Source organism: Indibacter alkaliphilus LW1, assembly GCF_000295935.2.
In the GTDB taxonomy this organism is placed as follows: domain Bacteria; phylum Bacteroidota; class Bacteroidia; order Cytophagales; family Cyclobacteriaceae; genus Indibacter; species Indibacter alkaliphilus.
Genome location: NZ_ALWO02000031.1, coordinates 69,578 through 82,576 on the forward strand (window position 1 = coordinate 69,578; position 12,999 = coordinate 82,576).

A 12,999-nucleotide genomic window follows, 5' to 3' on the forward strand; every position below is an offset into this window, starting at 1 on the left:
CTGATCTTATGGCATTATCCAGCACCACTGAAGTCGAACAAATTGAGCAGGCACCCAAACCCGCTGTTTTTACTGAAAGAATCGAAATTATAGATATCATAAGAGGTGTTGCACTTCTGGGCATCCTTATTTTGAACATTCCATATTTTTCCATGGAGGAGTACTTCTCAGAACCATGGTCACAGGACACCTCCAACCCCAACTTTTGGGTGCATGCCGTGAATGTGATCCTTTTTGAAGGGAAAATGAGAGCATTGTTTTCCATGGTTTTTGGAGCAGGAATAGTGCTTTTTACCACCAATAAGGAAAAGTCAGGACGGTCTGCTACTTGGCTTTTCTACAAGCGGATGATCTGGCTGACCCTTTTCGGTCTGGCCCATGCCCATTTGATTCTTTGGATAGGGGACATCCTCTATTTCTATGGGCTGATAGGAATGCTGGCTTTTCTTTTTAGAAAAATGAAACCTAAATACCTGGCTATGGGAGTGCCTATAGTTGCGGTTATAGGTTTTGTGGCAAGTACCCTTTTTATGCAGAACATCAGAGGCGAGTACCTTGCATACAAAGAAGTTAAGGCCCTTCAGGACTCGGGAGTTGAGCTTGGAGATGACCAACTTGCAGCACTGGATGCTTGGGAGGAAACCAGAAAAGAAATGATTCCAAACAAGGAGGAAGTGGTGGAGAATACCTTACTGATGAAAGGCAGCTATGCTGATGTGGCCAGTCATATCAGACCTAAAGCTTGGGATGGACAGACCAAGTATTTGATCTTTTCAGTTTGGGACATGTTGGCTCTGATGCTTTTGGGAATAGCATTGTACAAATGGGGTTTTCTGACAATGAAATGGACTCAGGCACAATACATCAAAACCATTTGGATAGGATATGGCATAGGTTTGCCTTTGGTGATTTTTTCCTTTGTGTACAATACCATACATTTTCACAATGTAGAATCAGCGCTTGCTTTTTTCGAAAAACACTCCATCAATTGGGTGGCTTTGATCTATGATTTTCAGAGGATACTCATCATGATGGCGCATGTGGCTTTGGTGATTGTATTGTACCAAAAGGGCCTATTTTCTTGGCTGATGAAAGGTTGGCGCGCTGTGGGCCAATTGGCATTTACCAATTATGTCATGCACTCTGTGATCTGTACCTTGGTGTTTTTTGGATATGGACTCAGTCAGTATGCAGAATGGGAATATTTTCAGCTGTATTACCTAGTAGTAGGGATCTGGATTTTTCAACTGCTTATCAGTCCGATATGGTTGAAGTACTTTCTTTTTGGGCCCTTGGAATGGCTATGGAGGTGCCTGACTTATGGCAGGATTCAGCCTTTTGTAAGGAGGTGATCCAAACCCCTCGAATTCGAGGGGTTTAGAAAACAAGCAGGGTTGAACAGCTTTGTGATGACCCCAAAACGGTGGATAGAACGTACAAATGCAATCGGAATAGTTTCAAAAGCAGGACGATACGGAGGAACTTTTGCACATAAGGACATTGCTTTGGAATTTGCATGGTGGATTTCAATAGAGTTCAAGCTTTATATAATAAAGGAGTTTCAACGTTTAAAAGATGATGAGAATAATCGACTGAAATTAGAGTGGAACTTACAGCGAACCATTTCGAAAATCAATTATAAAGTACAAACGGACGCAATCAAGGAAAACCTGATACCAAAAGAAATCACCAAACATCAAGCAGGTTTGGTGTATGCCTTTGAAGCCGACATATTGAACGTAGCACTTTTTGGAATTACGGCAAAAGAATGGCGAGACATCAATCCTGACTAAAAAGGAAACATTAGGGATTATGCAACCTTGGAACAATTGGTTGTATAAGCAATATGGAAAGCATAAACGCATTGCTCATTGAACAAGGCTTGCCACAAAAAGAACGACTTTTTCAACTCAATAAAGTTGCCATAACCCAAATGAAATCCTTGCTCGAAAGTAAAGTGCTTCTAAATCCCGCATTACGCTACTACTTGACCGTTTTGCCAAATAAATACCAGTTCCATCGCATATCGAATTCCTGAATTCAATTTTTCACTTTTTGCCGGATTCTTTTCGAAGACCTGGAGAGGGGCTTCTTTGCATTTCCGGATAAATTTTAGAAGCCAATAATTTAACTTGCAGTTCTTTATAATCTCCATGACAAGAATTCAATCAAAACTGTTGCTTGACCCAGGTAATGCCCAAGTATTACCAAAGATGGATTTTTTATCCTTATCCATGATGAATACCTTACATTTGTTCCAAGTTTGACTTGCATGAGTTGACAGACCATGAAAAATAAAATCAAAAACCTTTTAATATTCAGTCTCACAATGAGTACAGCGTGTTCGCAAGAAGAACCGGATTTTCAATATCCGGTAGTGTATCCCCCAATGGCCGAAGTAAAACCTCATGAAATTATAGCCAAGCATGGCCATGTGAGAGTGGACAATTATTATTGGCTCAATGACCGTGAGGATCAAAAGGTCATCGACTACCTCAATGCTGAAAATGCTTACATGGATACCATGTTGGCCCATACCAAGGATTTTCAAGAGCAGCTTTTCAAAGAGATGAGAAGCCGCATCAAGGAAGATGATGCATCTGTGCCTTACAAGCTGGATGATTTTTATTACTATACCAAATATGTAGAGGACGGTGAATACCCTATTTACGCAAGAAAAAAGGGTTCCATGGATGCTGAAGAAGAGATTCTGGTAGATGGTAACGAATTGGGAAAAGAAGAAGCTTATCTCAATTTCTTTACTTCGGTCAGTCATGACCACAACCTGATCGCCATCATCAAAGATACACAAGGAAGAAACTTTTATGACGTATCTATCAAAGACCTCAGAACAGGAGAAATGCTTGAGGACAAAATCGAAAATATCAGGAGTTCCGCAGTTTGGTCCACTGATAACAAATCCTTTTATTATTCTATTCCGGACCCTGTCACTTTGAGAAATTATCAGGTTAAGAGACATGTTTTGGGTCAGGATGCTTCTCAGGACGAAGTGATTTTCGAAGAAAAAGATCCAACACTCAACTGCGGGGTTGGGCTTACTAAATCAAAAAAATACATCATCATTGGTTCAGGAAGAACAGATGCTTCTTATGCTTTTTATATGGATGCGGATAAGCCAGGAAATCCTAAACTTATTGCTCCAATAGAAGACAATGTCCAATATAGTGTTGACCATGCCGGAGGAGAGGATTTTTATATACATACCAATCAGGATGCGGTAAATTACAGGTTAGTAAAGGCTCCTGTATCCAATCCTTCCAAAGCCAATTGGTCGGATGTAATTCCAAATCGCTCAGATATTTTTTTGGAAAGTGTAGACTATTTCAAAAACTACATGGCTGTGGAAGAAACCAAAGAAGGGCTCGCAAGGATCAGAATAGTCAAATTTGAGGACGGTTCAGAATACGAGATTGAATTTGACGAACCGGCCTACTCTGCTGGCCTGGGTTACAATCCAGCTTTTGACACAGAGGTGGTGAGGTATTCCTATACTTCCATGACTACTCCCAATTCTGTTTTTGATTTCAACATGAAAACCAAAGAGAAGGAGCTGATGAAAGAGCAGCCGGTTTTGGGTGATTTTGATAAAAATAATTATCAAACTGAAAGGGTGATTGTCACTGCCAGAGATGGTAAAAAGGTACCTATGTCCATCGTCTACAGAAAAGATAAATTCAAAAAGGACGGAAGCATGCCGGGTTGGATATATGCTTATGGGTCTTATGGCTACTCCATGGATGCTTCTTTTAGCAGCAGCAGATTGAGTTTATTGGATCGGGGAATGGTGTATGCCATAGCCCATATCCGTGGAGGTCAGGAAATGGGAGGGGACTGGTATGAAGATGGGAAGATGATGAATAAGAAAAATTCCTTCTATGATTTCATTGATTGTTCCAAATGGCTTCAGGACAATGGTTACGTAGCCAAAGACAAGCTTTTCGCATCAGGAGGAAGTGCAGGCGGCTTGCTGATGGGAGGGATCCTCAATATGGCTCCGGAGGTGTACAGAGGTGTGATAGCCGCGGTGGCCTTTGTGGATGTGGTGACCACCATGATGGATGAGTCGATCCCATTGACCACCTTTGAATGGCTGGAATGGGGCAATCCCAACATCCAGGAGCAATACGAATACATGCTTTCCTACTCACCTTATGACAATGTAGAGACCAAGGATTACCCGCATATTTTGGCTACTACTGGACTACATGATTCGCAGGTGCAGTATTGGGAGCCCGCCAAGTGGGTGGCAAAGCTCCGCACTATGAAGACAGACAATAATCGCCTCTTCCTTTACACCAATATGGACGCTGGACATGGTGGTGCCAGCGGTAGGTTCGAAAGACTCAAAGAAGTAGCAAGGGAGTATGCCTTTGTATTCGATATCTTGGGAATCAGAGAATAGCTTGATTTCTGATTTAACATAAATATCGCAAAGATGAAAGGTGTTTTTACAATTCTCTTATTGGTGCTTTCCAATACATTTATGACATTCGCATGGAACGGCCATCTGAAATTCAAAGAATTGAAATGGTTCGAAAACCTGGGGCTGATTTCTATTGTACTGATCAGTTGGGGGATTGCTTTTTTTGAGTATATCTTTCAGGTGCCTGCCAGTAGGATTGGGTTTAGAGAAAATGGAGGTCCTTTTTCTCTGGTTGAGCTCAAAGTATTGCAGGAGGTAATCACATTGGTGGTTTTTATGGTTTTCACGTTTCTTTTTTTCAAAAATGAGAGTATCAAGGTCAATCATATTATCGGGTTTGGGTTCTTGATCCTCGCAGTTTATTTTATCTTTAAAAAATGAAAATTTCTATTCAGGGTATTCCGGGTTCATTTCACCATCAGGTAGCACTTCAGTATTTTGGAGAAGATTCGGATGTGCTTGGTTACAAAACTTTTGAGGAAGTAGCCAAAAGTGTCCGAACAGGTGAATCGCAGTTTGGGGTAATGGCAATTGAAAACTCCATAGCTGGAGCTATATTGCCAAATTACGAGTTGATTGACAGGTATAGCCTTCACATATTTGAAGAGTTTTACCTTCCTATTTCCCATAATTTAATGTGTCTTCCTGATCAAAAGATCGAGGATTTAAAAGTAGTCAGGTCTCATCCGATGGCACTTTTACAATGCAAAAAGTTTTTTCAAGAACACCCTTCCATTACTTTGGTAGATGATGTAGATACAGCTACTGTTGCCAAAAGGATTAAAGATGAAAAATTGGCTGGAGTCGGAGCAATTGCAAGCAGTGTAGCTGCAGAAATTTACCAATTGAAGGTTTTAGCAAAGGATATTCAGACTGTGGAGAATAATTTCACAAGGTTTATCTTATTACAAAAAGACAAATCTGTTCCCACATCCATTCCCAACAAAGCTTCCATCAAAGTAACAATCAGCAATGAAAGAGGTAGTTTGGCGAAACTATTGACCCAAATGAGTGATTTGGAGCTTAACCTATCCAAAATTCAATCCATTCCTGTTATAGAAAACCCATGGAATTATTCCTTTTTTATCGACACCCAATTCACAGATTACAACCAATACCTCAAGGCAATTGAATCCATAATAAAATCGGGGGGAGAAGTCAAGGTCTTTGGGGAATACCAAAGCGGAAAGTAAAATTGAGGAGATGAAAGGATTTGCTAAGCGGACTGCAGAAGTATCGGAATATTATTTTTCTAAAAAATTAAAGGAGGTTCGCCGCTTGATTGAAGAAGGGGTACCTGTAATCAACATGGGTATTGGAAGTCCGGACCTTCCACCGCATCCCGCTGTGATCAAGGCACTGCAACAATCTGCATCTTTCCCTGAAAGCCATGGTTATCAAGGCTATCAGGGTATTCCTGAACTGAGACAGGCGATCTCATTTTTTTACAAACAAAACTATGCTGTACTCAAAGACCCCCAAACAGAAATCTTACCCCTGATGGGTTCTAAGGAGGGTATAATGCATATTTCTATGACCTTTTTGGATGCAGGGGATGAAGTACTCGTACCAGATCCCGGTTATCCAACCTATGGAGCCGTGGCAAGGTTGTTAGGTGCAGAAGTAAAGACTTACCCCTTGACTGCTGCCAATAAATGGTATCCTGATTTTGATGTTTTAGAAAAATCAGACCTTAGCAAAGTTAAATTGATGTGGTGCAACTATCCCCACATGCCCAGTGGCGCAAAAGCAGACACTGTCATCTTTCAAAAGTTCATCAATTTTGCCAAGAAGAACCAGATAGTATTGGTGCATGATAATCCTTACAGTTTTGTACTTGAACGAGAACCCAAAAGTATTTTCCAGGTTGAAGGGGCGTCAGAAGTAGCTTTGGAGCTCAATTCATTGAGCAAATCCTCCAATATGGCAGGATGGCGGGTTGGTATGGTGATGGGCAGAAAAGACTGGATCCAAGAAATAACTAAGGTCAAGAGTAACATGGATTCAGGCATGTTTTTGGGTTTGCAAAAAGGAGCTATTGAAGCCTTAATGTTGGGGAATGAATGGTATGATTTTCTAAACGGCACTTATAGTGCTAGAAGGGATCTTATTTGGGATTTGGCAACTTTGCTAGGGTTAAGCTTTGAAAAAGAAAGTTCGGGGCTATTTGTTTGGGCAAAATTACCTGAAGGAAGCAACAGCTTGAACTTTGTAGATAAATTATTGGAGAAAGCTCACCTTTTTATCACTCCGGGAGATATATTTGGAAGTCAAGGAAGTGGCTATGTAAGATTTTCATTATGCTTACCTGAAGAAAAAATTCTCGAAGCCATCAATCGAATCAAATCAATCGAACCTATACATTAAAAAATGAAAAACATTCATATCATTGGATTGGGCCTTTTGGGAGGTTCATTTTCCCTAGCCCTCAAAAAAGTTAAGCCTGAATTGAAAATTACAGGCTTTGACGCCAACCTGAATCACCTGAAAGACGCCCATACGCTGGGAATCATTGATGAAGCTTCAGAAGATATACCCCAAGATACTGATGTAGTTATATTAGCTACGCCAGTGGACTCATTAGAAAAACTCCTGATCAAAGCCTTGGAAGAGGTGGGAGAAAATACATTGCTGATTGATTTTGGTTCTACCAAAGAGGCCTTGTGTAAATCAGTAGCAGATCATCCTAAAAGGGCTCAGTTCCTTGCGGGTCACCCTATTGCAGGAACAGAATATTCTGGACCGAAAGCGGCTAAAGATGACCTTTTGGAAAAGAAAGTGTTTATCATCTGTGAGATGGAAAAAACCGATGTTCATCTCAAGGGAATGGCCTATGATATCTTTGAAGCTTTGAATATGAAATTGCGTTTTATGGATCCTGAGGAGCATGACCGTCATTTGGCATTTGTTTCTCACCTTTCGCATATTTCCTCCTTTATGCTGGGAAAAACAGTTTTGGATAAAATGGCTGATGACAAAAATATCTTTGACATGGCGGGAAGTGGCTTTGCCTCAACAGTTCGACTGGCAAAAAGTTCTCCGGGAATGTGGGCCCCTATCATGCAGGCCAACAAAGAGAATATCTTGGAATCTCTTGATGCCTACATAGCGAATCTTCAGGTATTTAGAGAAAAAATTCATTCGGGAGATACATCAGAATTGTCTTCTGAGATGAATGAAATCAATAAAATCGGTGATATTCTTGATTTGGGGAAATAGGATTTCACTTTTGAAAGGGGCAGACTCAAGGGAAAGTATCTTGGCCAAATGATTTTATAAAGTATACAAAAGAGTATAGAGCGTTAAAATTTGTGAAAGTTGAAATACTGGAGGACTTTTTGAAATGTCTTACGTCATGGGATTAGAAGACTCTAGTTGGGGTTCCTAGCTTTATTTTGTTTAAATTTATTTATTATGAAAAAGGTCATTTTCTTATTGCCGATGTTCTTGCTTACCTTAGGGGTAATGGCACAGAACCAAATGATTGAAGTTGAAGGGAAAAGTGAATTGCGCATCTTGCCTGATGAAGCCCTCATTTATCTTTCACTCAACGAAAAAGCGATGAAAGTTTCTGACGCTACCAATGCGCTGAACAAAAAAACCAAGTCTATAGAAGACGCACTCAAAAAGACCGGGTTGAAGAATTATGAATTCTATGTTGACAACTACCATGTGGGAGTCAATAGGATTTATGCGCGCAACACCAGTAAGGACAGTGGTTATGTTGCCTCGCAGACGATAAGGGTCAAAGTTTCCGATACAGGAGCAGATTTGGTGAAAATTACTGAGACGCTACATCAGTCTGCTGTTATGGGATTCAACATCCAGTTTTCAGTATCTGATCAACTAAGGAAAGACTCGGAAAAGGTACTTATCGAGTTGGCAGTGGCAGATGCAAGAAGAAAGGCAGAAATCATAGCAAGCTCATTAGGAGTCAGCGATATCAAAGTGCAACGTGTGAGTTATGGCAATCCACAGAAGGATTTCTTTCCTATGGCCAGAGAATCTAAAATGATGATGGCAATGGACATAGCGGAAGATCGTTCGGAAGCAGTATTCAGACCTGAGGAGAGAAAAATAAACGATAGTGTAACCATTGGGTTTACCTTTAAAAATTGATGGAGGTACAAACTCTCAAAGACAAAATAAAACCATCTTCGGATGGTTTTTTTATTCCTTTAAGCGGATCATTATCAAAATTCTTTTTCAAGTATTAAAATGATTTAATATTTAAAAAGTACAATATGTATAAGAATTTTTAAATTTTTACTTAAAAAAAAGTTGAAAAGAACTCAAAAATACCCTGTACAGGGTATTTTTTTTAAAACTCAGGGACTGTACTTTTACATCGGGTGATTAAGCAACTTTTCAGACAATTTTTTCTGAAGTATAAAAAAACCTCGGGGCAGGATTTGACTGATAATTTTTTAAACTGCCCTACTTTCACTCCCCGACCGTTTATCAAATGTGTTTTTTAATCTGAGCTACTTAGGTTAAATTTCTAAGCTTTTATCAACCAATCGATTAATTATGAAAAGATCAATACTATTTATTCTCCTGTTGGCTTTGAGTATGCAAATGCATGTTTTGGCTCAACAGCAGATTGACCTGGAAGAAGTTACAGATGCTTATTTCTTAAAAGGAATTGGTATCCTAAATGATATTCTAAGCATGCCTAACGATTCCAATATTCCCGAGCAGCTGGTAGCCAATATTGCCTGGTGTGAGGAGAACCTTGAAAAAAGAGGGTATTCAACCAAGCAACTTCAAACAGATGGGGCTCCTTTGGTCTTAGGGTTTAGAGAAGTGCCAAATGCCCAAAAGACTGTACTTTTTTATTTTCATATAGACGGTCAACCGGTAGATAGAAAAAGATGGGAGCAGGAAGATCCGTATCAGCCTGTTTTGAAAAAAATGAATGCCCAAGGAAAATGGGAACAGATTCCAATGTCTTCACTCAGCGATGATTACGATGCTGATTGGAGGATTTTTGCCAGATCATCTTCAGATGATAAAGGACCATTTGCCATGTTTCTTACAGCATGGGATGCCATGGTTGACAATGAAATGATGAGTAATTTCAATGTCAAAGTTATTTTGGATTTTGAGGAAGAAATTGGATCTCCAAATCTACCTGCTGCTGTCAATAAATATAAAGAAGACCTCAAAGCAGACATGATGTTGATCATGGATGGTCCAAGGCACCTGAGCAATAAACCAACGATTAGCTTTGGAGCAAGGGGAATCTCCCAGATAACCTTGACAACCTATGGGCCAAGAGCTGCCCAGCACAGTGGTCATTATGGAAATTATGCGCCCAACCCGGCTTTTAGAATGGCGCAGTTACTGGCTTCTATGAAGGATGATGATGGTAGAGTTACTATTCCAGGGTATTACGATGGGATTAATTTGACTCAGACTGAAAGAGATATTTTGAGCCAGGTTCCTGATGATGAAGGGGAGATTAAGAGTAAAATTGGAATTGGGACAACAGATAGAGTTGGGGGTACTTATCAGGAGTCTCTTCAATACCCATCATTAAATATCAGAGGTTTGTCTTCCGGATGGGTGGGTGATGAGGTCAGAACCATTGTGCCTGCTGATGCTACTGCTGAAATTGATATTCGCTTGGTTCCTGAATCTGATCCGGAAAGACTTTTTGCCTTGATCAGAAAGCATGTTGAAGATCAGGGATATCATATATTAGACGATGATCCTACAGATGAGGAGCGTATGAAATATCCTAAATTGATCAAGTGGGAAGGAAGTATTTCTTATCAGGCTTTCAGAACTCCTTTTGATTCTGAGCCTGGTATTTGGTTGAATAAGGCTTACATAAGGGCTTTTGGGGAAGAGCCTATCCGTAAAAGAATCAGTGGTGGTTCTTTGCCAATTTCACCTTTTGTGGAAGCGTTGGATAATATTCCTGCAGTGACGGTCACCACTGTCAACTCTGATAACAACCAACACGGTCCAAATGAGAACATTAGATTAGGTAATTACAAAGAAGGCATCAAAACCGCCTTGGCTATTTTGACGCAACCCTTATAAATTCAGGATTATAGGGGCTGGGGCTACTTGCCCATATATTAAAATACTTAATAAATGCCATCAAGACACAAAAGGGCAAAGAAATCACACTAAATTCTTTGTGAATGCTTGGTTCCTTCCTGTCTTGGTGGCAAATGTAATGTGCATTTCTTTCGATTTGGAATCCATTATTTCACTTTAGTATATTTCAATTTTATTTCGCCGAAGGCATATTTCTACCTTTTTATCCTATACTTTTCAAATTCCCAGGCTGACTCATCCTCACTCAAATCACCATCAAAAATCACCAATCCGTACCTTAAGGTATATTCATTTCCTGGTTCCAAAGTCTTGGCCTCATTTCTTGTAGGAGAGAAATTAATAAACACATTCCCTTTACCGCCTTCAGAATCCTTAGGCCATACCCTCACTGGTTCTGGGTGGCTCCAATTTTCAGGATGACTCATGATCAATAATCCTCCATATTCGTGAATAGACCTTGTTGGACCTTGCAATAAAAGCCATTCGGCCAGGCTCCCATCTGCTTCAGCTCTATCCAATCCTTCTGATGTGCTGATCTTGCTGTTTTCCGAATGCCAATCAGCCCTGCCCCTGAAACCAAGTCCACCTCCATATCGGTAATCCTCAAGTTTGATTTTGACCAAGGCTGTCACTCTACTGGTATATTCTAAGAGATAATGATTGCTAGATGGCTTCCAAACACGGATCGTAAGCACTTCGCGCATCGCTACTTGATTATTTTGCACATCCCAATGCTTTTGTAAGACTGTAATTTCAGCAAACTCTTCTTTTACTTCACAAGAAATTAAGCTGTCAAACTCAACCCTGCCCGTGCCATCACCAATATTCCAGAAATCAACATTTCTATCTTCAATACTTGTTTTGGTCCAGGGTCCCCAGATTCCATAATGATGATAATGATCTTCAGGCTGTATTCTTGTGAGCGTTTGTCCTGAAAGTGTATTTACAGGATGTAAAAAACCTGACTTTGAAAAAATGGAGTCTACACCTCTTGGCACAGGTTCTTTTACAGTCTGGTAGAATATGAGCAACTGATGGTCAGCGTAGATACCAATGCCTTTTTCTTCAGATTTGATAGATATTTGCTGGCTTCTACCACCATGTGCTAAGAGGCTTATCAGCAACGAAAGGCAATAGAGTTTTTTTCTTCCAAAAATGAACATAGTCACAATTTAACATGAAAATCACCAATGGTGTAGAACAAGGAGGTGAGTTTGATAAGTTTTTGATATAATGTGTCAAAAATTCACAAGCCATGACTTCACACTTTCGTATTTATTTATTTTTCTTCAGTCTCATCACCATCTTTAATATGCATGCAGGTATTGCACAGTCGATTTCTATAAGCACTAGCCAAAATACCGCATTGGAATTTATCAATGCTCAAGGAAACAGAGCAGCACAAATGCTAGTCGAAATAGGAGGAATCATCAGCCCGTCGGGAGAAGAATTGGAAAGAGCTGAAAAGGTAGCCGAATACATGAAAGAGATAGGTTTAACCGATGTGAAAGTGGAAGACATGCCCAATGCAATTGGAATCATTCCCGGTAAGTCAGATAAGGTTTTGGTTTTTATCAGTACCCTAGATGATTTGGAGACTGTGGCATTGCACCAAAGAGAATCGGGCAAGCTTCCTTCCATTGAAGGTGAAAGGGTAGTGGGGCCGGGTACTAATACCAGTTCTATCACCGTATCCATGCTCTTGGCAGCAGAGGCTATTGTGAAATCGGGAAAACAACCGAGTCATACATTGGTGTTTGCGGCAGTAGCCCAAGAAGAAACTGGACTCAAAGGGATGCATGCGGTATATGATACTTATAAAAATAACAGTATAGGGTTTGTGGATATTTTGGGGGATGGCAGAAATATCAGCTATGGAGCAATGGGTATACATTGGTACAAAGTCAGGGCTTTTGGTCCGGCAGGGCATACCCTCAGAGGAGGACTTCCCAATGTAAATCAGGCCATGGCCAAAACTATAGACCGTATTTTTCGAATGGACTACAAAGAAGACAGGACTGTAGTTAATGTATCTATAATAGAAAGTGGAAAAGTATTTAATCACAAACCGGAGGAAGCTTGGTTTTCTCTGGATATGAGAAGTCTGAATAATAACACACTTGCAGAAATGGAATCAAGGGTGAAAAAGATCCTTTCAGATGTGATGGAAGAAACAAGGATAGAAATGAAGTTGGAGCCTTACCAAATCACTCCCGGTGGGCAGATCCCAAATGCTTTGGAAACGCCTTTAGTTTCCCGTGCCAAAGCCGTAAGCGAATTCCTCGGCTTCACTCCGAATATGTCCAATGCGGGCAGCAGCAATATGAATATTGCCATTGCCGGAGGAACTTCGGCTATAGGGCTTGGAGGCGAAAGAGGCGGACAGCGTGGTTTCCCTGATGAATGGGCATCAATTCCAAATATGTTAACTGCTGCCAAACATGTTTACCTTTTGGGAAGCTTTGATTGGTAGGTATTAATCC

General features: G+C 40.4%; 11 protein-coding genes. 10 read left to right on the forward strand and 1 reads right to left on the reverse strand.

Features of this window, described 5'->3' with window-relative positions:
• Window positions 1–8: 8 nt before the first annotated feature.
• From A33Q_RS08585 to A33Q_RS08625, 9 genes are all read left to right on the forward strand, one after another.
• Window positions 9–1,352 carry a DUF418 domain-containing protein gene (locus A33Q_RS08585; RefSeq protein WP_009034516.1) on the forward strand — a complete coding sequence of 448 codons (1,344 nt, stop codon included), beginning with the start codon at window positions 9–11 and terminating at the stop codon, window positions 1,350–1,352.
• Window positions 1,353–1,409: 57 nt separating this feature from the next.
• Window positions 1,410–1,793: a KilA-N domain-containing protein gene (locus tag A33Q_RS22620; protein ID WP_009034517.1), complete on the forward strand. Its 384-nt coding sequence runs from the start codon at window positions 1,410–1,412 to the stop codon at window positions 1,791–1,793.
• A gap of 494 nt (window positions 1,794–2,287) precedes the next feature.
• A complete protein-coding gene (locus A33Q_RS08595; RefSeq protein WP_040490273.1) occupies window positions 2,288–4,423 on the forward strand; it encodes a S9 family peptidase in 2,136 nt (711 codons plus the stop codon).
• Window positions 4,424–4,456: 33 nt separating this feature from the next.
• Window positions 4,457–4,825, forward strand: coding sequence for a DMT family protein (locus A33Q_RS08600; protein ID WP_009034519.1), 369 nt, complete (start codon window positions 4,457–4,459; stop codon window positions 4,823–4,825).
• Entirely contained in the window at window positions 4,822–5,637 is an 816-nt protein-coding gene (locus A33Q_RS08605; RefSeq protein ID WP_009034520.1) for a prephenate dehydratase, read from the forward strand. Before A33Q_RS08600 ends, A33Q_RS08605 begins: the two co-directional genes overlap by 4 nt.
• 10 nt (window positions 5,638–5,647) lie before the next feature.
• Window positions 5,648–6,811 carry an aminotransferase class I/II-fold pyridoxal phosphate-dependent enzyme gene (locus A33Q_RS08610; protein ID WP_016254975.1) on the forward strand — a complete coding sequence of 388 codons (1,164 nt, stop codon included), beginning with the start codon at window positions 5,648–5,650 and terminating at the stop codon, window positions 6,809–6,811.
• Window positions 6,812–6,814: 3 nt separating this feature from the next.
• Window positions 6,815–7,663, forward strand: coding sequence for a prephenate dehydrogenase (locus tag A33Q_RS08615; RefSeq protein ID WP_009034522.1), 849 nt, complete (start codon window positions 6,815–6,817; stop codon window positions 7,661–7,663).
• Between the two features lie 195 nt (window positions 7,664–7,858).
• Window positions 7,859–8,563 carry an SIMPL domain-containing protein gene (locus A33Q_RS08620; protein WP_009034523.1) on the forward strand — a complete coding sequence of 235 codons (705 nt, stop codon included), beginning with the start codon at window positions 7,859–7,861 and terminating at the stop codon, window positions 8,561–8,563.
• 411 nt (window positions 8,564–8,974) lie between these two features.
• A complete protein-coding gene (locus A33Q_RS08625; protein ID WP_009034524.1) occupies window positions 8,975–10,495 on the forward strand; it encodes a M20/M25/M40 family metallo-hydrolase in 1,521 nt (506 codons plus the stop codon).
• 215 nt (window positions 10,496–10,710) lie between these two features.
• Here the strand turns inward: A33Q_RS08625 and A33Q_RS08630 are convergent, their stop codons facing one another.
• Window positions 10,711–11,679, reverse strand: a complete 969-nt coding sequence (locus A33Q_RS08630) for a DUF6807 domain-containing protein (RefSeq protein WP_009034525.1) — start codon at window positions 11,677–11,679, stop codon at window positions 10,711–10,713.
• A 92-nt stretch (window positions 11,680–11,771) separates the two neighbouring features.
• On the opposite strand from A33Q_RS08630, the gene A33Q_RS08635 reads away from it, so the two are divergent.
• Window positions 11,772–12,989: a M20 family metallopeptidase gene (locus tag A33Q_RS08635; RefSeq protein WP_009034526.1), complete on the forward strand. Its 1,218-nt coding sequence runs from the start codon at window positions 11,772–11,774 to the stop codon at window positions 12,987–12,989.
• Window positions 12,990–12,999: the final 10 nt, after the last annotated feature.

What these genes read in the sequence shown, in the direction of transcription:
- A33Q_RS08610 (WP_016254975.1), top strand. Translation starts at nt 5,648, where the DNA reads ATGAAAGGATTTGCTAAGCGGACTGCAGAAGTATCGGAATATTATTTT.
- A33Q_RS08620 (WP_009034523.1), top strand. Translation starts at nt 7,859, where the DNA reads ATGAAAAAGGTCATTTTCTTATTGCCGATGTTCTTGCTTACCTTAGGG.
- A33Q_RS08635 (WP_009034526.1), top strand. Translation starts at nt 11,772, where the DNA reads ATGACTTCACACTTTCGTATTTATTTATTTTTCTTCAGTCTCATCACC.
- A33Q_RS08595 (WP_040490273.1), top strand. Translation starts at nt 2,288, where the DNA reads ATGAAAAATAAAATCAAAAACCTTTTAATATTCAGTCTCACAATGAGT.
- A33Q_RS08615 (WP_009034522.1), top strand. Translation starts at nt 6,815, where the DNA reads ATGAAAAACATTCATATCATTGGATTGGGCCTTTTGGGAGGTTCATTT.
- A33Q_RS08585 (WP_009034516.1), top strand. Translation starts at nt 9, where the DNA reads ATGGCATTATCCAGCACCACTGAAGTCGAACAAATTGAGCAGGCACCC.
- A33Q_RS22620 (WP_009034517.1), top strand. Translation starts at nt 1,410, where the DNA reads ATGACCCCAAAACGGTGGATAGAACGTACAAATGCAATCGGAATAGTT.
- A33Q_RS08605 (WP_009034520.1), top strand. Translation starts at nt 4,822, where the DNA reads ATGAAAATTTCTATTCAGGGTATTCCGGGTTCATTTCACCATCAGGTA.
- A33Q_RS08630 (WP_009034525.1), bottom strand. Translation starts at nt 11,679, where the DNA reads ATGTTCATTTTTGGAAGAAAAAAACTCTATTGCCTTTCGTTGCTGATA.
- A33Q_RS08600 (WP_009034519.1), top strand. Translation starts at nt 4,457, where the DNA reads ATGAAAGGTGTTTTTACAATTCTCTTATTGGTGCTTTCCAATACATTT.
- A33Q_RS08625 (WP_009034524.1), top strand. Translation starts at nt 8,975, where the DNA reads ATGAAAAGATCAATACTATTTATTCTCCTGTTGGCTTTGAGTATGCAA.